20 protein-coding genes are annotated in these 25,786 nt (G+C 71.3%); 8 read left to right on the top strand and 12 right to left on the bottom strand.

From position 1 onward, the window contains the following. The first annotated feature begins 291 nt into the window (after window positions 1–291). From J2847_RS17660 to J2847_RS17680, 5 genes are all read left to right on the top strand, one after another. Window positions 292–432: a hypothetical protein gene (locus J2847_RS17660; RefSeq protein ID WP_179166178.1), complete on the top strand. Its 141-nt coding sequence runs from the start codon at window positions 292–294 to the stop codon at window positions 430–432. Further along, entirely contained in the window at window positions 413–2,410 is a 1,998-nt protein-coding gene (locus J2847_RS17665; RefSeq protein ID WP_209780212.1) for a hypothetical protein, read from the top strand. The genes J2847_RS17660 and J2847_RS17665 overlap by 20 nt, the downstream gene beginning before the upstream one ends. A gap of 4 nt (window positions 2,411–2,414) precedes the next feature. Next, on the top strand, window positions 2,415–3,431 hold the full coding sequence (locus tag J2847_RS17670) for a site-specific tyrosine recombinase XerD (RefSeq protein WP_209780213.1): 1,017 nt from the start codon (window positions 2,415–2,417) through the stop codon (window positions 3,429–3,431). 302 nt (window positions 3,432–3,733) lie between these two features. Then, the gene (gene aceB / locus J2847_RS17675; protein ID WP_209780214.1) at window positions 3,734–5,338 is read left to right on the top strand and encodes a malate synthase A; all 1,605 of its coding nucleotides are present in this window, start codon (window positions 3,734–3,736) and stop codon (window positions 5,336–5,338) included. A 144-nt stretch (window positions 5,339–5,482) separates the two neighbouring features. Beyond that, entirely contained in the window at window positions 5,483–6,403 is a 921-nt protein-coding gene (locus tag J2847_RS17680) for a DMT family transporter (RefSeq protein ID WP_209780215.1), read from the top strand. 18 nt (window positions 6,404–6,421) lie between these two features. On the opposite strand, the gene J2847_RS17685 is transcribed toward J2847_RS17680, so the two are convergent. Then, complete coding sequence (locus J2847_RS17685) at window positions 6,422–7,168, bottom strand: class I SAM-dependent methyltransferase (RefSeq protein WP_209780216.1); 747 nt, start codon at window positions 7,166–7,168, stop codon at window positions 6,422–6,424. Between the two features lie 156 nt (window positions 7,169–7,324). Between J2847_RS17685 and J2847_RS17690 the strand changes: the two genes are divergently transcribed. Then, window positions 7,325–8,281: an acetyl-CoA carboxylase carboxyltransferase subunit alpha gene (locus J2847_RS17690; RefSeq protein ID WP_209780337.1), complete on the top strand. Its 957-nt coding sequence runs from the start codon at window positions 7,325–7,327 to the stop codon at window positions 8,279–8,281. A gap of 29 nt (window positions 8,282–8,310) precedes the next feature. After that, window positions 8,311–8,838 carry an MAPEG family protein gene (locus tag J2847_RS17695; protein WP_209780217.1) on the top strand — a complete coding sequence of 176 codons (528 nt, stop codon included), beginning with the start codon at window positions 8,311–8,313 and terminating at the stop codon, window positions 8,836–8,838. On the opposite strand, the gene J2847_RS17700 is transcribed toward J2847_RS17695, so the two are convergent. Both J2847_RS17700 and J2847_RS17705 read right to left on the bottom strand, forming a co-directional pair. Further along, window positions 8,792–9,727 (bottom strand): glycosyltransferase family 2 protein, encoded by a 936-nt coding sequence (locus tag J2847_RS17700; protein WP_209780218.1) that lies wholly within the window; start codon window positions 9,725–9,727, stop codon window positions 8,792–8,794. The genes J2847_RS17695 and J2847_RS17700 overlap by 47 nt on opposite strands. 10 nt (window positions 9,728–9,737) lie before the next feature. Continuing rightward, a complete protein-coding gene (locus tag J2847_RS17705; protein ID WP_209780219.1) occupies window positions 9,738–11,135 on the bottom strand; it encodes a hypothetical protein in 1,398 nt (465 codons plus the stop codon). A 206-nt stretch (window positions 11,136–11,341) separates the two neighbouring features. On the opposite strand from J2847_RS17705, the gene J2847_RS17710 reads away from it, so the two are divergent. Further along, on the top strand, window positions 11,342–13,183 hold the full coding sequence (locus J2847_RS17710; protein ID WP_209780220.1) for a right-handed parallel beta-helix repeat-containing protein: 1,842 nt from the start codon (window positions 11,342–11,344) through the stop codon (window positions 13,181–13,183). 86 nt (window positions 13,184–13,269) lie between these two features. Here the strand turns inward: J2847_RS17710 and J2847_RS17715 are convergent, their stop codons facing one another. The 9 genes from J2847_RS17715 to J2847_RS17755 all read right to left on the bottom strand — a co-directional run bounded on the left by J2847_RS17715 (window position 13,270) and on the right by J2847_RS17755 (window position 25,786). Next, entirely contained in the window at window positions 13,270–14,427 is a 1,158-nt protein-coding gene (locus J2847_RS17715; protein ID WP_233474599.1) for a glycosyltransferase family 4 protein, read from the bottom strand. Then, window positions 14,424–15,638, bottom strand: coding sequence for a glycosyltransferase family 4 protein (locus J2847_RS17720; RefSeq protein ID WP_233474600.1), 1,215 nt, complete (start codon window positions 15,636–15,638; stop codon window positions 14,424–14,426). The genes J2847_RS17715 and J2847_RS17720 overlap by 4 nt, the downstream gene beginning before the upstream one ends. A gap of 3 nt (window positions 15,639–15,641) precedes the next feature. Beyond that, window positions 15,642–16,898, bottom strand: coding sequence for a glycosyltransferase family 4 protein (locus J2847_RS17725; RefSeq protein ID WP_209780221.1), 1,257 nt, complete (start codon window positions 16,896–16,898; stop codon window positions 15,642–15,644). A gap of 5 nt (window positions 16,899–16,903) precedes the next feature. Further along, entirely contained in the window at window positions 16,904–17,872 is a 969-nt protein-coding gene (locus tag J2847_RS17730; RefSeq protein WP_209780222.1) for a GDP-L-fucose synthase family protein, read from the bottom strand. A gap of 151 nt (window positions 17,873–18,023) precedes the next feature. Beyond that, the gene (locus J2847_RS17735; RefSeq protein ID WP_209780223.1) at window positions 18,024–19,025 is read right to left on the bottom strand and encodes an NAD-dependent epimerase/dehydratase family protein; all 1,002 of its coding nucleotides are present in this window, start codon (window positions 19,023–19,025) and stop codon (window positions 18,024–18,026) included. A 39-nt stretch (window positions 19,026–19,064) separates the two neighbouring features. Beyond that, window positions 19,065–20,420, bottom strand: a complete 1,356-nt coding sequence (locus J2847_RS17740; RefSeq protein WP_209780224.1) for a nucleotide sugar dehydrogenase — start codon at window positions 20,418–20,420, stop codon at window positions 19,065–19,067. A 278-nt stretch (window positions 20,421–20,698) separates the two neighbouring features. Further along, complete coding sequence (locus tag J2847_RS17745; protein WP_209780225.1) at window positions 20,699–22,144, bottom strand: flippase; 1,446 nt, start codon at window positions 22,142–22,144, stop codon at window positions 20,699–20,701. Between the two features lie 262 nt (window positions 22,145–22,406). Further along, the gene (locus tag J2847_RS17750; RefSeq protein ID WP_209780226.1) at window positions 22,407–24,677 is read right to left on the bottom strand and encodes a GumC family protein; all 2,271 of its coding nucleotides are present in this window, start codon (window positions 24,675–24,677) and stop codon (window positions 22,407–22,409) included. A gap of 512 nt (window positions 24,678–25,189) precedes the next feature. Continuing rightward, entirely contained in the window at window positions 25,190–25,786 is a 597-nt protein-coding gene (locus tag J2847_RS17755) for an ActR/PrrA/RegA family redox response regulator transcription factor (RefSeq protein WP_085554968.1), read from the bottom strand.

Genomic DNA, 25,786 nt, shown 5'->3' on the forward strand with positions numbered 1-25,786 from the left:
CCCGCCCGACCCACCCCGACACAAGCGCGCGCAGGAGGGGCATGGCGGGACCGCGCCGCGCGGCGCGGTCCCGCAAGCCGTGACGCCGCAGGTCCGGGCCATCTGTTGCGCGGCGGTGCATCCTGAGGCTACACTGACGCCAGCCAGCGACGGTCCGCCCGTCCGGTGGCGACCGGGCGGACGGGCGACTGCTTTAGCAGAAAAGCCATTCCTTGTCCCAAGCCGCGCGGTCGCGGGGCATGATAGCTCCGTTGCGTTTCGCCGTTCCCAGACACAACACGCCTTGGTGCCATGAGCCGGTTCGTCTCCGTCCTCGTCATTCTGCTGCTGCTGGTCATCGGCGGCGGCATGGCGTTCCTCGCATCCTGGGACATGCCGGTTCCATCGAAGACGGTGGAGAAAGTCCTCCCGGATGAGCGCTTCCCGCGCTGACGCCGATCCGGGGGGCGGCCGGACGTTGGCAGCCGCGCTGGCGCTGGCCGTCGCGGGCTGGGCGGTCTCCGCCCCGGCCCAGGGCGTCATCGGTCCGCCCGTCCGCCTGATTTCGCCTTCCGTGGAGGCGCCCCCCGGCGGGGCGGTGCAGGGTGGCGGCTCCGCCGACGCCTTCCGCCTTCCGGCCGATCCGGAGGCGCCCGCCCAGCCGGCCGGCACCGCCGGTGGGGTAGCGGGCGCCATGGGCGCGCCGGCCATGGGCGTGCCGACTCCGCTGCTGCCGGCTCCCGTTCCGCCGTCGCTGGCGGTGGTCCCGACCGTGCCGCCGCCCGCCGTGATCCGCGGCGAGCCGCTCGGCCCTCCCGATCCCGACGGCGCCGGCCTGCTGGAGGGCGCGCGGGGACTCGGCGGCGACCCGTGGCGCGGCATCGGCCGGGCGGAACTGCTGCCGCTGATCGCCGCCCTGCCGGTCTCCACCCCGTCCCCCGCCGCCAAGGCGCTGGCGCGCCGGCTGCTGCTCAGCGCCGGTTCGCCCACCGTCCAGCCGGAGGAGGCCCATGCGGGAGGCCAAGCGGGCGAAGCGGCCCCAATTCGCCGCTTCGGCGCCCTGCGGGTCGCCAAGCTGGCGGCGCTCGGCGACCCGCAGGGCGCGGCCGACCTCGCCGCGCGCCTGCCCGACGCTCTGGCCGCCGACGAGGCCGCCGCCCGCGCCCTGACCGACGCCGAGCTTCTGCGCGGCTCCATCGATTGCCCGCGCGCGCGGGCGCGCGGCCAGGGCTTCGACGGCCTCTACTGGCGCAAGCTGGAGCTGTTCTGCCGCGCCCGCTCCGGCGACCAGGCGGGGGCCGACCTGACGCTCGCCCTGCTGCGCGAGCGGGCGCCGCGCGCCGACCCTTTCCTGCCCGTCGCCGAGGCGCTGACCGGCGGGCCGTCCCCGGCGATGCGGACGCTGCGCGACGGGGCGCTCGGCGCCGACGCGGCGCTGACGCTGGCCGCCCTGCGCGCCGCGCGGGTCGGCGTGCCGCCGGACCTGCTGGGCTTGAGCGACCCGGCGGCGCTGGCGGCGGTCGCCACCAATCCCTCGACCGATCCGGCGACCCGCGTGACGGCGGCGGAGCGGGCGGCGGCGGCGCTGTATCTCGACGGCCGGCAACTGCTGGACCTTTACGGCGTGGTGCCGGCGCGCGGCGACGAGCTGCTGCGCGTCAAGGACATCGCCGGCCGCGACCGCTCCGCCCGCAGCCGCGCGCTGGTGCATCAGGCGATGGCCGGGGCGATGGACGGAACCCGCCGGGTCGGCCTTGCCCTGCTGGCGGTCGATCTGGTCGAGGCGCCGCTGCGCGCCGGCCCGGTCGGCGCGGCGGCGGCCAGCCTGCTCGACGGCGTGTCGCCGACCAGCGACGCGGCGGCGCTGGCCCCGGCGGCCGCGCGGCTGCTCTACGCGCTCGGCCGGCCCGACGCGGCGAAGCGCTGGCAGGATCTCGCCTTCCGCACCGGACGGAGCGCCGACGTCGCGTGGCTGTGGCCGCTGGCGACCGTCGCGACCGGGCGCGGCCCCGAGTCGGTCGATCTGCGCGGCTGGCTCGACGAGGCGCTGCGCGGCGCCGGGGCCGCCGACCGGGTGCGGATCACCGGGCAACTCGCGCTGCTCCAGGCGGTGGGCGTCGCGGTGCCCGACGAGGCGTGGATGGCGGCGACCGACGGCGCCGGCCCGCCCGGCGGCCAGGGCGGCGGCCAGGGCGGCGTCGACCCGGCGCTGTGGCAGCGGCTGGGCGACGCCGCGACCGGCGGCCGCGTCGGCGAGACGGTGGTGACGGCGCTGCTGCTGCTCGGCGAGGGCGGGCCGGCCGTGGTGTCGCCGCTGGTCACCGCGCGGGTGGCGGCCAACCTGCGCGCGGTCGGGCTGGAGCCGGACGGCCGCGCCCTGGCCCGCGAGGCCATGGCGGCGCTGGCCGGGCCGAACCTTGCGGGACCCTGAGGCCATGAGCGAACCCAAGCGTCGCGGACGCCCCTGCAAACCACGCCCCCTGGCGGCCTCGCCGCATGTGGACGCCTTCCTCGACATGCTGACGGGCGAGCGCGGGGCGGCGCTCAACACGCGGATGGCCTACGAGCGCGACCTCGCCGACCTCGGCCGCTGGCTGGCCCAGCGCGGCCTGCCGCTGGAGAGCGCCGGGACGGACGACCTGCGCGCCTACCTCGCCTTCCAGGCCGGCGGTGGGGCTGGCGGTGGGGCCGGCGGCGGCGGGCCGGCCGCCCCGCGCACCGTCGCCCGGCGGCTGTCGGCGATGCGGCAGTTCTACCGCTTCCTGGTGTCGGAGGGGCGGCGGGCCGACGACCCGGCCTCGGCCCTCGACAGCCCGAAGCAGGGGCGCTCGCTGCCCAAGATCCTGACCGAGGCCGAGGTCGGCGCCATGCTCGCCACCGCCGAGGCGCGCGGCGGGCCGGACGGGCTGCGTCTGGTGGCGCTGCTGGAGGTGCTCTACGCCACCGGCCTGCGGGTGTCGGAACTGGTCGGCCTGCCGATGACGGCGATCCTGCGCGACGGGCGCGGCCTTCTCGTGCGCGGCAAGGGCGGCAAGGACCGGATGGTTCCGCTGTCGGATCCGGCGCTGGCGGCGCTGGCCGTCTATCTGCCGCTGCGCGCCCATTTCCTGGTGGCCGGGCGGGAGGCGGTGCAGGCGCCCTTCCTGTTCCCGTCGCGCAGTTCGCTGGGCGGCCATCTGACGCGGCAGCGCTTCGCCCAGTTGCTGAAGGAACTGGCGGTCGAGTCCAACATCGACCCCGAGAAGGTCAGTCCGCACGTCCTGCGCCACGCCTTCGCGACGCATCTGCTGGATCACGGGGCCGACCTGCGCTCGGTCCAGAAGATGCTGGGGCATGCCGACATCGCGACGACGCAGATCTACACCCATGTGGTGACCGAGCGGCTGAGGAAGGTCATGCACGAGCATCACCCGCTGGCGCGGAAGAAGGTCGTCGAGCCTTCCACGGAGTGACGGCCGCGGTGTGGGTCGAATTTTCTGACACGGATGAACACAGATAGACACAGATGAACCGAGATGCGTGGCTGTTGATTGTCGGCACCTCTCGATGCAAATTTTTTTATCATATTCATCTGTGTCTATCTGTGTTCATCTGTGTCTGACACTCAATCCGCTGCCCGTTCGATATTCATCCGGTTGGAGGACAGCCCCGCTCCTGCGACGTTCGGCCGTCCCTGGAGTCCGCGCGTGCCGTGCTATACCGTTTCCTCAACCGCCGCAGAGCGGTTCTTTCGATAAGGGAAGGGGAGCGCGTCATGTCCACCACCATCTCCGGCCTCGACATCCTGGGGCCGCTGTCCCCCGGTTTCGACGCGATCCTGACGCCGGAGGCGCTCGCCTTCATCGCCGAACTGCAAGGGCGGTTCGGGGCGGAGCGTCTGCGGCTGCTCGACGTGCGCGTCAAGCGCCAGGCCCTGCTCGACCAGGGCGTCAAGCCCGATTTCCTGCCCGAGACCCGCGCCATCCGCGAGGCCGACTGGAGCATCGCCCCGCTGCCGGTCGATCTGCTCGACCGCCGGGTGGAGATCACCGGGCCGGTCGACCGCAAGATGGTCATCAACGCGCTGAACTCCGGCGCGAAAATCTTCATGGCCGATTTCGAGGACGCCAACTGCCCGACCTGGGCCAACCTGATCGAGGGCCAGATCAACCTGCGCGACGCCGTCCATCGCACCATCTCCCACGAGGATCCGGCGACCGGCCGCAAGTACCGGCTGGACGACCGGACCGCCGTGCTGAAGGTCCGCCCGCGCGGCTGGCATCTGGAGGAGCGCCACGTCCGGATGGAGGGCGAGCCGGTCTCCGCCGCCCTGTTCGACTTCGGCCTCTACGTCTTCCACAACGCGCGCGAGCTGTTGGCGCGCGGCAGCGGCCCCTATTTTTACCTGCCCAAGCTGGAAAGCCATTTCGAGGCGCGGCTGTGGCGCGAGGTCTTCACCGTCGCCGAGGAATACCTGCACCTGCCGCACGGCAGCATCAAGGCGACGGTGCTGATCGAGACGATCCTCGCCGCCTTCGAGATGGACGAGATCCTCTACGAACTGCGCGACCATTCCGCCGGGCTGAACTGCGGGCGCTGGGACTACATCTTCAGCGTCATCAAGAAGTTCCGCGCCGACCCCGCCGCCGTTCTGCCCGACCGGGCGGAGGTGACGATGGCGACCCCCTTCCTGTCGGCCTACAGCCAGCTCGCCATCCGGACCTGCCACCGCCGCAACGCGCCGGCCATCGGCGGCATGGCCGCCTTCATCCCGGTGAAGGACGACCCCGCCGCCAACGAGGTCGCCTTCTCCCGCGTCCGCGCCGACAAGGAGCGCGAGGCGTCGAACGGCCATGACGGCACCTGGGTGGCCCATCCGGGGCTGGTCCCGGTGGCGCTGGCGGTGTTCGACACCTACATGCCCACCCCCAACCAGATCACCCGCAAGCGCGCCGACGTGGCGGTGAGCGCCGCCGACCTGCTGGCCATCCCGGCCGGCCCGAAGACCGAGGCGGGCCTGCGCAACAACGTCGCGGTCGGCATCGGCTACATCGCGGCGTGGCTGCGCGGCCAGGGCTGCGTGCCGCTGTTCAACCTGATGGAGGACGCGGCCACCGCCGAGATCAGCCGCGCCCAGGTCTGGCAATGGCTCCATCACGGGGTGAGCCTGGACGACGGTCGCGCGGTGACGCTCGACCTCGTCGATTCGGTCATCGCCGGGGAACTGGCCGGTTGGGCGTCCCGCGTCGGTGCCGAGACGTATGGGGCCGGTGCTTACGAGGAGGCCGCCGCTCTGTTCCGCGATCTGGTGGCGCGTGGCGACTTCGTGGAGTTCCTGACCTTGCCGGCCTACGACCGTCTGGTCGCCGGCGAGGTGTGATGCCCGTGTCCTGAGCGAAGCCGGGGCTTTGCGCGCCCCGCACGGGTGGGATGCCGGGGGAAGGGCTGGCCTTCGGGCGCGGATCGGCCGATGTCTGTCGTCCGATCCGTCCTGTTCCGCCGGAGCCTGTCCCGGAGTCCGCCCATGTCCGCCTCGTCCGCCGCTCCGGCTCTCGTCCCCTCCCGCCGGTGGGAGCCGCTGGCCCTTCTGCTCGCCACCGGCGGGCTGATCGGCACGTTGTTTCCCATCACCAAGCTGGCGCAGACCGCCGGGGTGGCGCCGCTGCCCTGGGCGCTGTCGATGATGGTCGGGGCGGGGATCATCCTCGCCGCGCTGACCCGCGCGCGGGGCGGTCGCCTGCCGTGGAGCGGGCGCTATCTGCGCTATTACGCGGTGTCGGGATTCCTGTCGATGGCGCTGTCCAACGTCGTGGTGTTCCTGGTGATGCCGAGGCTGGGGGCCGGGCTGACGGCGGTGGTCTATACGCTGCCGCCGATCCTGACGCTGCTGATGGCGACGGCGATCCGCCTCGAACGGCCGGACCGGCGCCGGGTGGTCGGCATCGGCGTCGGGCTGCTCGGCGCGCTGATGATCGTCGGGCCGCGCGGCAGCCTGCCGTCGCCCGACCTCGCCGGCTGGATGCTCTTCGCCTTCCTGGCGCCGCTGTCGGTCGCCGCCGGCAACGTCTACCGCACGCGGGCCTGGCCGCCGGGCGCCCATCCGCTGGCGCTCGCCACCGGCACCATGTTCGGCGGGGCGGTCTGGGTGGCGCTGGCCCTGCTGGCGAGCGGTGGATTCGGCGATCTTGGCGGGCTGGCTCTGGCGCCGGGCTTGGCGCTGGCCCAGATCGCGCTGACGGCGCTGACCTATGTGCTGTATTTCCGGCTCCAGGTCGTGGCCGGGCCGGTCTATCTCAGCCAGATCGGCTACGTCGCCACGGCGGTCGGGCTGGCGAGCGGCGCGCTTGCCTTCGGCGAGACCTACTCGCCCTGGGTCTGGGGCGGGGCGGCGGTGATCGTCGCCGGCGTCCTGCTGGTCAGCACCGGGCGCCGCAAGGCCGGCTGAGGCGCCGGCCGTCCTTCCTCAGCCGACCCGGCCCAGCCGGATCCCCAGTGGCCAGCGGATGGTCCGCTCCCGCTCCGGGTCGCCCCACAGCGGAGCGATGGCGTCGGCGAAGCCGTCCAGCGGGTTGGCGCCCGTCGCCTTGGCCGCCGCCTTCACCCCCGACCACGTGTTCATGTAGTGCAGCAGGCGCGGCAGGCTCCAGTCGGCCTCCATCGCCACCGGCGGGACGGTCAACTCGTCGAAGGGGAAGGGGAGGTCGCGGTAGCCGTCGACCACCTTCCAGCGGTCGGCCGGCCAGTACGGCCCCAGCGTGTGGTTGTGGAAACGCTCGATCAGCGGGTCGAGCATCGGGTCGACCAGCAGCAGCCCGTAGCTGACCAGCGCCAGCGCGGCACCCGGCCTGGCGACGCGCCGAACCTCGGCGTAGAAGCGGTCGAGGTCGAACCAGTGCGCCGCCTGCGCCGCGACGATCAGGTCGCAGGAGGACCCGTCCAGCCCGCTGGATTCGGCGGGGGCGACGGCGTAGCGGATGTTGGGGCGGGGGTCGGCGTTGGCGATCTGCTCGGCGCTGGCGTCGGTCGCCGCCACCGCCGCGAAGCGCCCGGCCAGCGCCGTGGAGAGCTGCCCGTTGCCGCAGCCGACGTCCCAGGCCAGCCCGCGCGCCGGCGCCGCCCCGGCCAGCAGATCGGGCAGGGCGGCGGGATAGGTGGGGCGGAAGGCCCGGTAATCGCCCGCATGGGCGGAGAAATGATCCTGGAATCCCATGGCCGGACAGGATAAAGGGAAGGCGGCCGGCTTGGAATCCCCCTTCGCGGATCCCTTGTCGGCTTTTCCTGGGCGGTGCCGGCTCTTTATGCAGTGGCCTGTCCGTCCCGAGCGTGCTAACCAAGCGCGCGCCTCGTTGAACCACCCGTGTCCGGCATGCAGACCTTCCTGGAATTCGAAAAGCCGATCGCCGAGCTTGAAGGCAAGATCGAGGAATTGCGGCATCTGACCAACGCCGGCGACATCAACATCGCCGACGAGGTCGCCAAGCTGCAAGCCAAGGTCGACAAGCTCCTGCGGCAGACCTACGCCAAGCTCACGCCCGCGCAGAAGGTTCAGGTGGCGCGCCACCCCAACCGCCCGCATTGCCTGGATTACGTCCAGGGGCTGATCGAGGACTTCACGCCGCTGGCCGGCGACCGTTTCTTCGCCGAGGATCGCGCGATCATCGGCGGTCTCGGGCGCTTCCGTGGCCGCTCGGTCGTGGTCATCGGGCAGGAGAAGGGCCACGACACCGAGTCGCGCGTCCGCCACAATTTCGGCATGGCCAAGCCCGAGGGCTACCGCAAGGCCCAGCGCCTGATGGATCTGGCCGACCGCTTCGATCTGCCGGTGATCTCGCTGGTCGACACCGCCGGCGCCTTCCCCGGCGTCCAGGCGGAGGAGCGCGGGCAGGCCGAGGCCATCGCGTCGAGCATCGCCCGCTGCCTGCGGCTGAAGGTGCCGATGGTCGCCTCGGTCATCGGCGAGGGCGGCTCGGGCGGCGCCATCGCCATCGCCACCGCCGACCGGGTGCTGATGCTGGAGCACGCGATCTATTCGGTGATCTCGCCGGAGGGCTGCGCCTCGATCCTGTGGCGCAGCTCGGACATGGCGGGCGAGGCGGCGATCGCGCTGCGCCTGATCAGCCAGGACCTGAAGGAACTCGGCGTGATCGACCGCGTTGTCTCGGAGCCGATCGGCGGCGCCCACCGCGACCCGGCCGAGATGGTCAAGGCGCTTGGCGACGCCATCGAGCAGTCGCTGGGCGAACTGGACGGGCTGGACGGCACCGCGCTGCGCGCCAAGCGCCGCGAGAAGTTCCTGGAGATGGGCCAGAAGGGTCTCGGCTGACCCGGCGTCCAAAAGGAGGAAGGGTTTCCATGGCCGAACGGCGATCCTCCTCCCTGACGATGCGGGCAGCTTTGGTGAATGCGGGAGCGGCAGCGGCGACGCTGCTGCTCTTCGCGTTTCTGGTGTCGGTGGTGGCGGCCCCGGTGGGCATCGCCGATCCGGGCGCCCGCATGGCCTTCTGGGGGCGGCTGGTCCTGTGGCCGGCGCTGGTCCTGTTCGCCATGGCCGGCGGCGTCATGCTGGCGCGCGCCTTGGGACGTGCCTTCAACCCCATCGAGGATCCCGAATCGCGGCTCCAGCGCGTCAGCCAGCGGGTGCTGGCCAACAGCGTCGAGCAGACGCTGATCTTCGTCCCGGCGCTGGCCGCGCTGGTGGCGACGCTGCCCCTGCCGGATCTGGGCGTGCCGGTGGTGGCGACCTGGCTGTTCGTGATCGGCCGGCTGCTGTTCTGGGGCGGCTATCTCGTCCACCCCTTCGCGCGGGCGCCGGGGATGGCGATGACCCTGTCGGTCAATCTGGTCGTGCTGGGCTGGGCGCTCCTGCGGGCGCTGGCGTAGCCCTGTGCCGGGCCTGCGGCGCGCTCGCCGGTGCCGCCGTCGCCGCCAGCTCCAGCCAGCGCCGGTAGGCCGCCTCGTCGACCGGGGCGCGGTGCTTCAGCCCGATGCGGAGAATCTCCGGCAGCGCCAGCAGCACCTTCAGGTCGGTCAGGCGTGGGCCGTGCCGCAGGTTCTTCCAGCTGTTGCCGACCCAGCTCCGCAGGAACCGCCGGGGCAGCATCCCGGCCGGGCAGCGCGCCACCTCGCGGATCAGGTCGTTGCGGTGGTTGTAAAAACGCTCCAGCCCCGGCTTGCGGCCCTTCTCGCTCTTGTCGTGATAGACCATGACTTCGGGCAGGGCGACTACCCGGTGGCCGGCGCCGAGCAGGCGCAGGCAGCGGTCCTTCTCCTCGCCCTGGCGGTACAGCTCGGGCATGTAGAGCCCGACCGCCGCCACCGCGCTGCGCCGCAGCAGATGGCCGCAGCCGACGTACCAGGGAACGTCGAACGGCGCCGCTCCCTTGGGGAAATAGACCAGCCCGTCGCGCGTCTCGATGTTGCAGGCGACGGCGGCGACGTCCGGGTTGGCCTCCAGATGGGCGACGCAGCGCTCCAGCCCGTCGGGCTCGACGAACCAGCTGTCGTCGTCCACCGACAGCACGCAGTCCCCGGTCGTGTTCACGAAGCCGAAGTTGCGCGCCAGGATCAGCCCGCCGTTGTGCGGCTGGCGGACGTAGCGGACGGTTGGGAACTCGCTCTGCATCATCGCGTCGGTGCCGTCGCTGGAGCCGTCGTCGATCACCAGGATCTCGACCGGCGGCGTGGTCTGCGCCATCAGCCGGGTCAGAGCGATGCGCAGTTCCGGGGCGCGGTTGTAGGTGGCGATGACCGCGCTGACGGTGAGCGTCATGGAAGCGTCCTCAAGCGTCGGAAGCGAAATTCGACGGGGCGCCGGAACGGGTGTGAGGGCTCAGCGGGTCGTCGTCCAGGATGCCCCAGGCGCGCAGCGCCCGCGTCAGCCCGATCCACAGCAGGATCGGCAGCAGCGAGAAGAAGCCGAACTTCACGATGGTGATGTTGCCGTCGCGGAACCATTGCAGCGACAGCGGCAGGAAGGCGCAGTAGAACAACACCGCGTATCGGTTGAGGAAGCCGCTGGTCCAGAACCAGCGGTGCAGCCGCCCGAGGATCAGCCCGACCGCCACCATGGTGACGAGCATGCCGATCCATCCCCCGCTCATCCAGCCGTCGCCGGGCAGCGAGGTGGTCAGGTTGGCGAAGTTGCCGTAATCGTGCAGCGACACCCATTTCAGCGGGTCGCCGACCGGCTTGTCGGGCCACAGCACGCGCGGGATCGGCTCGGTGAAGAGCTGGAGATACTGGGTGAACCAAGTGTAGGTCCCCGACTGCTCCGGCACCACCCACAGGATGAAGGCGAGGAAGTCGAAGTTCGCCAGATCCTGGTTGGCCAGCGCGTCGATGGCGCGGCCGCCGTCGCCGGCGGTGGCGCGGAACAGGCTCGACCAGCCGGCGTCGCCGGCCAGGATGTCGCGCAGCGCGCCGCGGTTGTTGCCCAGGATGTTGAACAGCGCCAGCACCGGCAGGGCGACGGCGACGTGCCACAGGCGGAACCAGCGGGTGCGCGTCCGGTACAGCACCAGCAGCACCAGCCCGAGGATGCCCATGATGATCGCCCAGCGCCCCCAGCCGAGATAGGCGCGGTAGGCGACGAAGGCGCCGAAGGGGATGAAGGACAGCGGGTGGAAGCGGCAGACCCAGATCACCCCCAGCGTCAGCGGCAGGCCCATCGAATGCGCCTCGGCGATGTAGCCGGTGGTGTTGGTGTAGATCGGCTGGCCGGTCAGCGGGTCGCGCTCCATCTGCACGTCGCCGCTGCCGGTGAAGCTGGCGCCCTGCTGCCGCTGGATCGCCGAATAGACCGCCAGCGGGGCGAGCAGCGCCGCCGTGGTGACGAAGGCGACGATGTCCACCTTGTCGAAGCGGAAATCGGGCGTGCGCGACAGGTCGGGCCGAACGTTGCCGGCCCAGCCGCAGGCCAGCGCGAAGGCGATCAGCGCCACCGAGCTGACCATCAGCGTGAAGACGAACTGCTGCGCGTCGGGCCAGAAGCCGATGAACAGCCACACCTGATCGAAGTTGGCGGTGTGGACCAGGATCGGCCGCAGGACGAAGACCAGCCCGTGGAACACCAGATAGAGCGTCAGCGGGTGGAACATCGACGCGCTGCCGGTGCTGAGGAAGGCCACGGCGACCAGCAGCAGCACCAGCGTTTGCGCGATCAACGCGATTTCGATCATGCCGCGTCGGTCCTTGGGAGTGAAGGGGAGCGGGACGGTCCGGATAGGAGGAACGGCCAGCCTATACGCCAGGGTCCGGGGCTGGAGGGGTGCAGAGGGTGTGCGCCCTTCGCACCCGCGTCACTCCCTTCGCGCTTTTGCGCCTCTTCGGGGGATGGGGCAGCTTTCCCCTTCCTGCTCGGCCCTCCAGCTCGGGAGACACCCTCATGACGCATCGGATGGCACCCCGGATGGCGCGTCGGACGATCCTGGCGCTGGTCGCGTTCCTGTCCCTGACCGCTCCGCTGCGGGCGGAGGATGCGGAAAGCATCGTCTCCCCCCAGGGGAACGACCAATGGTCGGGGCGGCTGGCCGATCCGGCGCCGGATGGGCGCGACGGCCCCTTCGCCACGCCGGCCCGCGCGCTGGAGGAGGCGCGGCGCGGCGGGCCGAACACCATCCGGCTGCGCGCCGGCACCTACGCGCTGACGGAGCCGCTGGTCGTCGGCGGGAATCTGTCAGGACTGCGCATCGCCGCCTATCTCAAGGAAACCCCGGTTCTGTCCGGCGGCGAGCGGATCGGCGGCGCGTCGGTCGATGACAAGGGCGTGCTGTCGGCGCCGCTGGCGCGCGACCCCGGCCTCGACGTGGCGCTGGCCGGCGTCCGGCTCGACGCCGCCCGCAGCGGCGATTTCGATCCCGCCGACCCGGTCCGCAGCGGCTGGTTCCCGGCGAAGGCCAGCAAGGACGATCCCAAATCGCCGGGCAGCAAGCGCAAGCTGCTCGTGCCGCCCGGCACGCTGCGCGCCGGCTGGGCCGGACCGGGGGTGCGGGCGCAGGCGCTCGACCGCGAGCGGCTGTCCGACGACCTGCTCGGCGTCGCCTCGACCGACCCGCGCGGCCTGCTGACCCTCGACCGGGACGGACAGTACCCCTACCGCGACGGCTCGACCGTCCGGCTGCTCGGGCATCCGGACTTCCTGAAGCACCCCGGCCAGTTCGCCTGGGACGCGAAGGCCAAGCGGCTCATGGTCCTGCCACCGAAGGAGCGCGCCGATGGTCGGGGCGAACTGGTGGTGGCGCGGCTCGGCGCGCTGATCCGCGTCGAGGGCGCCCGCGACGTCGCCATCGAGGGACTCGGCTTCGCCGACGTGCCGCAGGACGGCACCGCCATCCTGCTGAAGGGCGGCGGCGGACACCGCGTCGCCGGCAACCGTTTCGCGCTGGTCGGGACCGCCGTGACACTCGACGGGACGGGCGGCAGCGAGATCGCCGGCAACCGCATGGACCATCTCGGGCGGTCGGGCGTCCAGCTGATGCCCGGCAGCGACGGCAACCGCATCCTCGGCAACCGCATGGCGAACATCGGCGAGGTGCGCTTCTTCGGCGGCGGGGTGATGGCGGCGGGGGTGAGGAACACGCTGATCGCCCACAACGACATCCGCCACGCCGCCCGCTACGGAATCTCGATCAAGAACTGGAACGAGCAGACGAAGAACGTCGACAACGTCGTCGAGTACAACCGCATCCGCGACACCGCCCGCCAGACCGCCGACGCCGGGGCCATCGAGACGCTGGGCCGCAGCGACATCGACACCCGCACGGTGATCCGCTTCAACGACATCCGCGACACCGGCGGGATCGCCACCGACGCGGCGGGCCAATGGCTGACCCGCTACAAGGGCTTCGGCATCTATCTCGACGACCTGACCGACGGGGTGACGGTGGAGGGCAACCTGCTGGAGAACACCGGCATGGCGGCCATCTTCCTGCACGGCGGCGACGGCAATCGGGTGACCAACAACGTTGCACTGCTGACCGACCCGAAGGACCGCTTCCTACGGCTGGAATGGGTGCCGAGCGCCGGCAAGGCCGGCTTCATGCGCGACAACGTGGCGACCGGCAACATCGTCCAGGGCGTCCATGGGCCGGCGGCGAAGGACCAGCTGGTCAACAGCCTGAGCGGCGGCGAGTACCGGATCGAAGGGACGGTGACCGGGCAGGTCGGCGAGCCGCTGCGCGGCGCGGCGATCCCGCGCGACCGGATCGGACCGGAAGGGATGAGGTGACGACCTTCCACCCCAATCCTTCCCCAACCCTTCCCCGCTGGGCGGGGAGGGATCGGGTGGGAGCACGGTCCGTCGCTTGAAAAGCTCTATCCCGCCACGCGCCGCTTGGCGCGGACGGCGGCGGCCGGGAGCGGCAGGGGGCCGGCGATGCGGTCGAGCAGCGCGTCCAGCCCGGAGCGTCCCGCCTCGAAGGCGACTCGGGCGCGGGTCAGCGCCTGTTCCGAGGCCGCCGCCAGCGCCTCGCGGTCGGCGCTCCAGGTGTCGAGGATCGGCAGCGCCGTGGCGACGAAATCGCCCTCCCGCGGCACCAGCCCCTCGTGCGGGATGTCGGAGCCGATGCAGCCCCGCTCATGGGCCAGCACCGGCACGCCGGCGGCCATCGCCTCGAACAGCACCAGCGGCTGCGCCTCGTTGCGGTAGCGGGTGGGGAAGGCGAAGACGTCGATGTCGCGGTAGAAGGCGTCCTTGGCGGCGCCGCTCACCGGGCCGCGATACTCGACGGCGCCGTCGAAGGCCAGCAGGCCGGCGGCGACCAGCGCGTTGTCGCGCTGGCTCAGCCCGGGCCCGGCCAACACCAGCCGGGCGTCGACCCCGGCGACCTGGAGCGCGCGCAGCAGGGCGAACAGCGTGTCCAGCCCCTTGTCGGCGCACAGGTTCGACAGGTGGCCGATGCGCAGCGGGCCGACGCGCGGCGGCCGGGGCGCCAGGGCGGGCGGCGTGAAGATGGCGTTGGACATGGTCGTGCAGGTCCGCGCCGCCGGGTAGGTCCGCTGGAAGCGCAACTGCATGGCCGGGCACAGCAGCACATGGGTGCAGTCCGGCCCGGCGACCCGCGTCAGCAGCCGCATCCGCCAGGTCGGCTTGGCGATGGGGGCGAAGGAATGGTGGTGCAGGGTGCGCTCATAGCCGAGCAGCCGTGCCGTGCCGGCCAGAGCCGCCGTGTAGAGCGCGCCCCAGCCGGCGTCGACCGGCATGTAGAAGCGCCGGTCCGCCCGCCGCACCCCGGCGGCGAGCCGGCCCATGGTGCCGAGCACCCGCCCGATCTTGCGCCGGTGGTAGCCGAAGCCGCCGCCGTTCCAGCCGGGCGACAGGTCGGCGACCTCGACGCGCCCGCGCAGCCGCTCCCGCAGCCGGTCGAGCACCAGGGCGGTGACCCGGCTCATCCCGTCCACCGGCGGCGGCAGCCGGCCCGACACGACGACGTGGGGCGTCGCCGGGTGGGGGAAACGGTCCGGGGCGCTCATCCCTGGCTCCCGCTCAGCTGGCCGGAGGGCTGGGCCTCACGCTCCGTTGCCGGAGCTCTCTTGGGATCGCCTTTGGAGCCGCCCAACGCCGCCACCGCCCGCTCGACCGATTCGGCGAAGAAGTCGGAGTCGGCCAGCGCCTGGAAGGGGCGGCCGTTCAGGCTCAGGCGCCGCCATTCCTCCTCGCTGCCGGCGACCGACAGCATGTAGCGGGCCAGCCCCTCCGGGTTGTCGGGCTCGACGATGTGGCCGTTCAGCCCGCTGCGGATCAGCACGTCGCGGGCGCCGCACTGGTCGGACAGGATGGTCGGCACGCCCATGGCCAGCGCCTCGTTCACGACCAGCCCGAACTGCTCCTCCAGCGAGGGCAGCAGCAGGCAGAGCGTCGAGCCGAGCGTCTCGGCGATGCCCTTCTCCTGGAGGAAGCCACGGAAGAGGATATGGCCGTCCAGGCCGCGCTTGCTCACCTCGGCGCGCAGGTCGCTCTCCAGCGGGCCGGAGCCGCACAGGTGCAGCGGCCGCGCCGCGCCGCCGGCCAACCGTCGGTAGAGGTCGTAGGCCTCGACCGCCCGGAACAGGTTCTTCTTCGGCACGAAGCGGGCGATGATCGTGAAGTGGCGGTCGGCGAAGGGCACGCCGCCCGGCGCCGGATCCATCCCCGACAGCCGGCGGATGCGGTCGAGCGACAGCGTGTCATAGCCGATGAACAGCCGGTCCTTGGGCAGGCCCAGCAGGCGGAAATAATCGACCGTGCGGTGGCTGCCGCCGATGCCCGCCTGATAGGGGGCGTAGAAGACGCTCTTGACCAGCTCGCGCCACAGGATGCGCGGCTTGTCGTCGTATTTCGACGCGTTCATGTTGATGACCTTGCGGCCCATCAGCCGCAGCGTCGTGGCCAGCGCGAAGACGTCGGCGTCCTCGTAATGGCAGAGGAAGACGTAGCGGGCATCCGCCTTGCGGCATTCGCGCAGCAGGGCGCGGTAGACCGTGGCCTTGGACAGGTCGGCCTTCGATTGGCCGGGAAAAAGCGTGATCTTGCGGAAATTCTGGCCGCCGCCGGTCGAATCCCAGGCGTAGGTGTGCGACTTCGACCCGACCTCGAGCCCGACCACGTCGTAGAGGTGGCCGAGCCGGCGGCCGACCGCCTCCAGCCGGTCCATGTGGTAGGGACCGAACATCTCCCAACTGAAGACGAGCGCGGGTTTCGTCATGGCTCATTCTCCGTGGGATTGTTGGGTGAGAAGCGTGGCGTAGCGGTCGAGCGCCACCGCACGGGTGGCGTTGCCCTCCACCCAGGCGCGGCCTCGGCGTCCCATGGCGGTGGCGAGCGCGCGGTCCTTGAGCAGCCGCGCCACCGCCTGCGCCAGCGCCAGCGGCTCGTCGGGCGGGGTGCAGAGGAAGGCGCCGATCTCCGCCTCCAGCGCCGACAGGGCCGAGCCGGGCAGGCAGGTCGCGACGAAGGGCCGCCCGGCCGCCAGGATCGTCACCGCCTTGCCGGGCATGGCGAAGGCCGCCCCCTCCGGCCGCTGCGGCACGAGATGGACGTCGCCCTCGGCCAGCGCCTCGTTCAGCCGGTCCTTGGGCGCCAGGGGGGAGAATTGGAGGTTGGTCAGGGCCATGGCGGCGGCCTGGGCCTTCAGTTCCTCCTCCAGCCCGCCCTGGCCGCGCAGCAGCACGCGCGCCTCGGGCATCAGCGCCGCCAGATGGCGGGCCATGTCGAGCACCTGCTCCAACCCCTGCTTGCGGGCGAAGGCGCCGCTGTAGAGCGCGGTCGGCGGCTGGTCGGGACGGGGCAGGGGGTGCACCGCGTCGGCGTCGACGTGGGGCGGGATGACGGTGATCGGCCGGGTCACGCCCAGTTCGCGCAGCACCGCCCGCATCGGGTCCGACAGCACGACGATGGCGTCGGCGCGGTTCAGCGCGGCGCGCTCCAGGGCGCGGATCGCCTTGACCGCCGCCTTGCCGCCCATGCCAAGGGCGCCCGCCAGCCCCGACTGGATGTCGTGGACGATGGCGACGTGCCGTCCGCCGGGGGCGGTGAAGCGGTCGGCCAGCGCGACGCTGAGGATCGACGGGCAGAGCGACAGCACGGCGCCGTGCCGGCCGACACGGCCCTTGGCGAGCGCCGACGCGAAGCCGGCGTGCAGCACGCCCTCGTGCAGCAGCCGCGCCTTCATGCCGCCGCCGGCCGGCGGGATGGTGGTCAGCCGCTCGATGCGCACGCCGTTCACGGTCGTGCTGTCCTGGGCGCCGTCGGCGTAGCCGTCATAGACCTGGTTGCCCGGGTAGTTGGGGCGCGCGGTCAGCACCGTGGTGCCGCAGCCGGCCGCCGCGAAGGCGGTGGCGAGGTCGGTCATCATCGGCGCGCTGCCCGCCGGTTCCGGCCAGTAGCTCTGGGCGACCAGCAACAGCTTCGGCGGCACCGCCGCCGCGAGGCGCGGCTGGCGGAGGAGCGAGGACTCGTCCGGCATCGGTCTCACTCCGCCGCCTGGGTGACGGAGGGGGCGGGAGCCGGGGGAGCGGCGTGCTCCAGGAACCAGTCGTAGGTCCGCCTCAGCCCCTCCTCCAGCCCGACCTTGGGCCGCCAGCCGGTGGCGAACAGGCGCGACACGTCCATCAGCTTGCGCGGGTGGCCGTCCGGCTTGTCGAGGTCGTGGCCGAGCGTGCCGGGGTAGCCGACGGTCTCGCGGATCAGGCAAGCGAGGTCGCCGATGGCGATGTCCTCGCCGGGGCCGACATTGACGATCTCCCCGGAGTCGTAATGCTCCATCAGGTGCAGGCAGGCGTCGGCCATGTCGTCGACGTAGAGGAACTCGCGGCGCGGCGTGCCGGTGCCCCACAGCGTCACCGTCGGGTCGCCCGCCATCTTGGCGTCGTGGAAGCGGCGGATCATGCCGGGCAGCGCGTGCGAGGTCTCCGGCTCGAAATGGTCGCCGGGGCCGTAGAGGTTGGACGGCATGGCGCAGATGGCGTTGAAGCCGTACTGCTTGCGGTAGGCCTGGCACATGGTGATGCCGGCGATCTTGGCGACGGCGTAGGGCTTGTTGCTCGGCTCCATCGGGCCGGACAGCAGCGCCTCCTCCCTGATCGGCTGCTCGGCGTGCTTGGGGTAGAGGCAGGAGGAACCGAGGAACAGCAGCTTCTTAACGCCGGCGCGCCAGGCGGCGTCGATGACGTTGGTCTGGATCAGCAGATTGTCGCGAATGAACTCGGCCCCGCTGCGCTCGTTGGCGAGGATGCCGCCGACCTTGGCGGCGGCGAGGATGACGTGCTCGATCCCCTCGCGGTCGAAGAAGGCGCGCACGGCGGCCTGGTCGGTGAGGTCGAGCTGCGAGCGGTCGCGGAGCACGAGGTCGGTGTACCCGGCCTCCGCCAGCCGCCGCAGAATGGCCGAGCCGACGAGGCCCCGATGGCCGGCGACGAAAATACGGCTGTTGCGGTCCATGCGCGCCGTCTCCTTGGTGATTTGGTTTCACTTGCCCCCACCCCGACCCTCCCCCGCTGGGCGGGGGAGGGAGCCTTCCGGAAAGGCGACGGCAATCCCCTCCCCTGCGGAGCGGGGGAGGGTTCAGGGTGGGGGCACGGGTGCCGGCGCCTTACTCGGCCGCCTGACGCCCGAACCGTCCGGCGTCGGCCCGAGTCCGCGCGGCGTACCAGTCCACCACCCCCGGCAGGCCCTGCGCCAACGGGATGCGCGGCGTGTAGCCGAGCGCCGTCAGGCGGGAAATGTCCGGGCTGCGCCGGTCGGTGCCGCCGGGGGCGGCCGGGCCGGGGACGATCTCCGCCTCGCGGCCCAGGCAGGCGATGGTCCGGCGGGCGAGGTCGGCGATCGACACCTCCTCCGGGTTCCCGACATGGTAGACGCCGAGATGCGCACCGCGCCCGATCACCGCGATGATGCCGTCGACGGCGTCGTCGATGTGGACGAAGGCGCGGGTCTGGCGGCCGTCGCCCTGGATCGGGAAGGCGACCGGCCCGCCGCCGGGGCTGCGGTCCACCGCCTCCACCCCGCGCCGGACGAATTCGGGGATGACGTGCTCCCACCCCATGTCGGCGCCGTAGACGTTGTGCGGCCGGAAGATCGCCACCCGGTCGAAGCCGGTGCGGCCCCAGTTCACCGCCAGCAGCTCCGAGATCAGCTTGGAGCCGCCGTAGCTGTAGCGCGCGTTCAGCACGTCCGGCACGACCAGCGGCACCTCTTCCGGCGTCGGCACCTGCGGCGGCGTCTGGTAGGCCTCCGACGAGGAGGCGACCACCAGATCGCCGACCCCGTTCGCCCGGCAGGCGTCCAGCACGTTCAGCATGCCGCGCACGCCGACGTCGAGCACCACCTCCGGTTTCTCGTAGAAATGCCTGGTGCCGTTGACGGCGGCCAGATGCAGCACGCCGTCGACGCCCTTCACCGCCCGCGTCACCGCGTCGGCGTCGCGGATGTCGCCCTGGACGAACTCGACCGCGTCGAGCACGCCGTCCAGCCGGCCGGTGTGCCCGCGCGAGTTGTCGTCGAGCACGCGGACCGTGTGGCCGTCGCGGACCAGCCGCCGGACCAGCGCCGCGCCGATGAAGCCGCTGCCGCCGGTGACGAGATAATGCGTCATCCTCAGTTCCCCTCAGGCCAAATCGTCTCAGGCCAAATCTCAGGCCACGTGCGCGTAGCGCGCGGCGCCATGGCTGCCCAGCGCGACGTAGGCGGTGCCCTCCGGCAGGTCGACGTCGCGGCTGTTGAAGTTGTTCCAGAAATCGTAGATCACCCCCGGCCGGTCCATCCGCCCCGCCAGATCGGGCAGCGGCATCGAGGTGAAGACCGGGTGGTTGTTCAGGATGACGGCGAGGTTGGCGCCGCGCACCGCGTCGGCCATGTTGGCCGCCGGCTCCAGACCGAAGGAGCGGATGTCCTCGGGCCGCACCACCGCGTCGAAGCCGCGCAGGCGGGCGGTGGGGAAGCGCTGGCGCAGCTCGTCGAGCACCGGCTTGGCCATGGTGCCGCGCAGGTCGTCGGTCGCCGGCCGGCCCTTGAAGGCAAGCCCCATCAGGCTGATGGTCGGCTCCGCCGGGAAGCCCTGCATCGAGTGGGCGAGGCGGCCGAGGAAGTCGGCGACCTCGACCGGCTGGCTCTCGTTCACCCGGCGGCCGGCGGCGGTGATCGCCATCTCGACCCCGGCCTCGCGCGCCGCCTCGATCAGGATGTGGGGATCCTTCTCCAGGCAGGGGCCGCCGACCGGGCCGGGCAGCGGCAGGTTGGTGCGCGGGTAGCCGAGCTTGCCGGCGCGCGCCACCTCGACCGCCGAGATCTCCATGGCGTTGCACAGCTTGGCGATCTCGTTGGAAAAGGCGAAGGTGACGTCGCGGTAGGTGTTGTCGACCAGCTTGATCAGCTCGGCCGTCTCCAGCGTCGAGACCTTGACCGTCGTCGGCGTCAGGAAGCCGAAAATCTGGGCGGCGCGGGTCGCCACCTCCAGGCTCTCGGCCCCGATGATCTGCGGAAGCTGGTTCAGCTCGACCAGCGCCTGTCCCTCCAGCGTGCGTTCCGGGCAGAAGGCGATGTCGAATTGCTTGCCGGTGGCGCGCAGGATCGGCGCCACCACGTTGCGGGTCGTCCCCAGCTTCACGGTGGAGCGCAGGATGACCAGATCGCCGTCGTGCAGGCAGTCGGCGACCTGCCGGGTCGCCGCCTCGATCATGTCGGTGCGGACCTGGCCGTTCTTTCCGAGCGGCGTGCCGACCGTGATGATGAAGACGCTGGCGGCGTCGCAGCCGTCGTGCGACTGGCTGAAGGTGAAGCGGCCGCGCGCCATCACGTGGCGCAGCTTTTCGGTCAGGCCGGGTTCGTAGAAGTGGGGATCGCCGTTGCCGAGCTTGTCGAGCACGTCGCGGCGCACCTCGACCCCATGCACCCGGAACCCGGCGTCGGCCATCGCCACGGCCAGCGTCAGCCCGACATAGCCAAGGCCGAGGACGCAGACATTGCGGTCGGAAAAACTGTTGGGAAGCATCGTCGCTCCTGCCGTTGCGGGAAGGCCCGCCGTCGCCGGTGAGCCATGGTCGGTCGAGAGGGGATATACGCTTCGGAAATAGTTCAAAGATGAAATTTCGCCATTCGAGCGATGACCTTCCTCATCGAACATGGTGCAGCGCGAAATGTTCCAGAAAACCTAGGCGCTTGAGAAGCCTATGATTGCTGAGCCATCTGGAGTTATTGGAGTTAACACCGGCCGAACACGAATGAATGCTTGGGATGACGAACCGTCACTTTCGAACGTGGTAATCGGGATCATGCGACGACCCCCGTCAGGCGGCGCAACCGGGTTGGCTGCACGAGGCCCGTCAGCAGCGTCGCCGCCGTGAAGACACCGACCACCACGGCGCCGCCGGCCAGGAAATCGACGATGGCCGGTGCCTTCTCCAACAGCGGGGAGGCGAAACGTTGCAGCGCCAGCGCCGCCGCGATGGCCAGCCCGCCGCACAGCGCCGCACGCGCGGCGAGCCGGCCATACAGCTCGCCCACCACCTTGCGGTGCAGCCAGGCGATGGCGACGGTCGCCGCCAGCTCGGCGGTCAGGGTCGCCATGGCGGCGCCCTGGATGCCGTAGCGGGGGATCCACCAGACGTTCAGCACGGCGTTCAGCGCGCCGCCGGCCAGCATGGCGATCATGTAGCCGGTCTGCCGGTGCCAGACGAGCAGCGGGTTGCCGAGGATCATGTTCGCGTAGACCACCGCCGACGCCACCATCAGGATGCGCAGCGGCAGGGCCGCCGGGTCGTAGGCGCCGCCGAACAGCGTCGCCAGGATCGACGGCGCCAGCGCCAGCCCGCCGGCCACCACCAGCGCGCCGACGGTCAGCATCACGGTGGCGTAGGCGCGCATCCGCTCGCGCATGTGGTCGAGGTCGCCGTGGGACGCGGCGAGCTGCGGCAGGAAGGCGTTCATCACGATGTTGCCGGCGAGGTTGGCCAGCGTCTGCACCTTCACCGCGGCGCTGTACCAGCCGACCTCGGCGTGGGGCGCCATGAATCCCAGCATGACGACGTCGAGATGGGTGAAGATCGCCCAGGCGAAGACGCCGACCGCCATCGGAGTCGCCGCCGTCAGGATCTCCCGCCACACCCTCAGGTCGATGCGCGGGCGCAAGCGACCGAAGTCGCGGCGGAAGCGGCCGATCATGATCAGCGCGTTGACGGTGATCGCCCCGCCGGTGATGGCGGCGGCGACGATCGCGTCGTCGGGCCCGCGCACCAGCAGGAACACCAGCAGCATCGAGCCGATCGAGGTGCCGATCTCGCGGGTCGCGATGACCCCCATCCGCTCCGTCGCCTGATAGACGAAGTCGAGCACCAGCGCGTTGCCGAGAAGCTGGACCGCCTGCACCAGCAGCACCGCCTTGACCGCCATCGGCTTGTCGAGCGACAGCACGAAGGCGGCGTAGAGCGCGCCGACCACCAGCGCCAGCACGGTGCGCAGCGTCAGCACATGCTCCGACAGCGGGCCGGCCTCGTCGCGGTCGCGGGCGATCTCGCGGACGGCGTAGGTGGACAGCCCCAGATTGACGAACAGCGCCGCGTAGGCCATCAGCGAGGTGCCGAACCCCAGCACGCCGAAGCTGTCCGGACCCAGCACGCGGGCGGTCCAGGCCGCGGTGACGAGTCCGCTCGCCATCGTCGCGGCCTTGGCGGCGGCCAGGGCGCGGATGTTCTGGAAGATGCGGCGTCCGGCGGTCATGCGAAGCTTTCCGGTGGTTTTCAGGCTCGTCCTGTCGGCGCGGCGACACCGGTCCCGATCCGGGACCCCCTCTCCCCATAGGCGCTGACGTTGCCCTCTCCCCCCTGGGGAGAGGGTTGGGTGAGGGGGACGCGTTGCGTGCCGTGAACCGGAAGCCATGGCTGAGCCATCGTCTTTTCCGGCCTCCGGCCGTAACGCCCCCTCACCGGCCCTGCGGGCCCCCCTCTCCCCGGAGGAGGAGAGGGTTAAGCCGGCGCCGACCTCAGTTCGCGTAGTAGCGCCGGTAGCCGTGGTAGCGTCCGCTGTCCGGGAACTCGTACTGGGCGTGGCGGCGGGTATCGACCTGGCTGAACAGCACGCCGACCACCTCGCCGCCGGCCTCGACCAGTTCCTTCAGGCCGGCCATCGCGGTGCCGCGCTTGGTCAGGCCCCAGCGGACGATGAACACCGTCTGGTCGGCCAGCGCCGCCAGGAGCTTGCCCTCCGACACCGCCAGCACGGGCGGCGAATCGAGCACCACCCGGTCGTATTCCATCGACAGCCGCGTCAACAGCTGATGCATGCGCGACGACCCCAGCATGTCCTGCGGCAGGCTCGACCCATGGCCGGCGGCAATGAAGGCGAGCCCCGTCCGGGGATCCGTCTGGATGACCTCGTCCGGGGTGCAGGCGCCGGTCAGCACCTCGGTCAGGCCGCGCGGGTTGGCCAGGTCCAGCATGTCGTGCAGGCATTTCCGCCGCAGGTCGCAATCGATCAGGATGGTGCGCTGGCCGGCGTTGGCGCAGGTGCGGGCGAAGGCGGCGGCGACCGAGCTCTTCCCCTCGCCCGGCACCGACGAGCTGAACAGGATCACCTTCTGCCGCCCGTCCGGGTTGGCGAGCAGCAGCGAGGTGCGCAGGTTCTGCATCGATTCGGCGAAGGCCGAGACCGGCTTGTCGAGCACGTAGGAGGCGGGCGAGCCGCCGAAGCGCGGGATGCGCGGCACGATGCCCAGGCTGCGCACGCCGGTCGCCGTCTCGAACTGGTGCGGGCTGCGGAAGCCGCTGTCGGCCCGCTCGCGCAGCATCGCCAGCAGCACGCCCAGCGTGCCCGACGCGATCAGCGCCAGCAGGATGATGACCTTGCGGTTGGGCTGCGACGGGTCGAGCGGGATCGCCGCCTCCGACACGATGCGAGCATCGGGCTGCTGGATGTTGCCCTGCGAGGCGATCTCCTGCGAGCGGGTCAGCAGCGCCTCGTACATCGCCTGGGCGGTGCTGGCGTCGCGCTCCAGCGTGCGCAGGCCGACGGTGGACTGCTGCTGCTCGTTCTGCTTGGCCTCCAGCTGGTCGAGGCTCTGCTTCAGCCCGGCCTCGCGGCTCTTGGCCAGCTCGACCTCGTTGCCGAGGTTGGCGACGATCTTGGCGACGTCGGTCCTCATCTGGCCCTGGAGGTCGCGCAGTTCGCTCTGCAACGCCTGCAACGCCGGATGGCGGGAGCCGTAGCGGTTGCTGGCGTCGGCGATGCGGCGCTGGATGTCGACCTCGCGCTGGCGCAGCGACTGGATTAGCGGCGACCCCAGCACCTCGCCGACCGCCGACACGCCGCGCGGCGACTCGGCGAGCGCCGTCACCTCGCGCAGCCGGGCCTCGGCCTCCTGCCGCTTGGTGCGGGCCAGCATGTAGTCGGTGTTGAGGGCGCCGAGCTGCTGCGTGACGACCGTGTTCTCACCGCTCGACGCGGTCAGGCCGTTCTGGGCGCGGTACTTCTCGACCGCGTCGCCGGTGGTCTGCGCCTCCTTGCGCAGATCGGCGATGCGCTCCTCCAGCCAGCGGGTGGCGCGCTGCGACGCCTTGAACTTCTCGTCGAGCTGGTCGACGAGGTACAGCTCGGCCATCGTGTTGGCGACCAGCGACGCCTTGCGCGGATCCTCGCTGTCGAAGCTGACGGCGATGACGTAGGAGCGGCCCTGCGGGCGCACCGCGACGTTGTCGAGCACCGCGTTGACCACGGCGGTGGTCTGGTTGCGGGCGGTTTCCTCCGGCGACAGCGGCAGGTCGCTGCGGGTGCCGCGCAGGGCGTCGATCCACCCGGCGGGAATCCAGTTTCGCGGGTTGAGCGCCGCCCAGAAGCCGGTCGGCTCGGGCCGCAGCGAGGCGTTGAACTCGGGATCGTTCATCAGCCCCAGCCGCTTGACCACCTTCTCGGCGAAGGCCGGCGATTTCAGGATCGCCACCTCGCTTTGCAGGGCGCTGATGTCGGGGTTCATGTCGGACATCACGTCCTGGAAGTTCAGGACGGTGTTCTTGCGGTGCTCCACCATGATCAGGGTTTCGGCGGTGTAGAGCGGCGTCATCCGCAGCGCCACCAGCGCCGCCAGGCCGGTGCCCAGCACGATCGCGGTGCCGATCAGAAGCTTGTGGCGCCTCAGCAGGCCGGTGGTCCGGCGCACCGCGGTGGCGGCGCTGGCCGACAGGTCGAGCGACACGGAGCCGGCGTTTCGTCGTCCGACCGGCTGGTGAGGCGGCTGTTCCTGGATGTCCTGGGTCGCCAAAGGGATCCTCCTCGCATAGCGGCCAACGGGCGGGGCAACCGGCGCCGGGGCGCTGACCGGTCCGAAGGGACGGGCCATAGGACCGGCCATGCGCCCGACACCCTGTGGGCAGGGTCGGCGGTTCGTCCGGTTGCCTGAAACGCAGTGTTAGGCCAGCCGTTGCATAGGCCGACCAGTGCATGCGGCGAGGTCGGGGCGCGGCCTGGGTAGCCTCCCTGCCCCTATTGCGTACAGGGCGGGCGGTTTCTCCGGTTGGCGGCGATAAGGGGGTTCTTCGAAAGGAGAGGTTGGAGCGCTCGTCCGAACGGACGAAGGAAGAAGGGAGCGGGATCAGCGGTGGCGATGGCGTGCCGGCGGCGGTCCCACGCGATTGTCGGCTCTCCGCATGGCTGGGCTGCGGTGTGGGCGCGGCGAGGCAATTTCCTTAGAGATCTTATCATCAGAAACGCAAACGGCCCGCCCCCGGTTCCGGGGACGGGCCATCGGTTTCGCGGCGCCGTGGCGTCGGGAGATCAGGCGCGTGGGGCGTGCTTGTTCAGGATGCGCTGGAGGGTCCGGCGGTGCATCTTCAGCCGGCGGGCGGTCTCCGACACGTTGCGGTCGCACTGCTCGAAGACACGCTGGATGTGCTCCCAGCGCACGCGGTCGGCCGACATCGGGTTGTCGGGCGGCTGGGGCAGGGGGCGCCCGTCGGCCAGCAGCGCCGATTCGACGGCGTCGGCGTCGGCCGGCTTGGGCAGGTAGTCGACCGCGCCGGCCTTCACCGCCGCCACCGCCGTGGCGATGTTGCCGTAGCCGGTCAGCATGACGATGCGGGCGTCGGGCCGCGCGTCGCGCAGCGCCGCCACCACGTCCAGCCCGCTGCCGTCGCCCAGCCGCAGGTCGACCACGGCGAAGGCGGGAGCCGATTCCTGGGCCACCTCGATGCCGAGCTGGACGCTGTCCACGGCGACGACGTTGAATCCGCGCTTCTCCATCGCGCGGGCCAGCCGCGTGCGGAAGGGGGCGTCGTCGTCCACGATCAGGAGGCTGCGGGTCACGTCGCCGGTGAAGGTGAGCTTGACGGCTTCGCCCGACAGCAGCTCGTCGGAAATCTTGACGTTGTCCAC

The sequence above is a fragment of the Azospirillum agricola genome (genome assembly GCF_017876095.1).
Taxonomy (GTDB): Bacteria; Pseudomonadota; Alphaproteobacteria; order Azospirillales; family Azospirillaceae; genus Azospirillum; species Azospirillum agricola.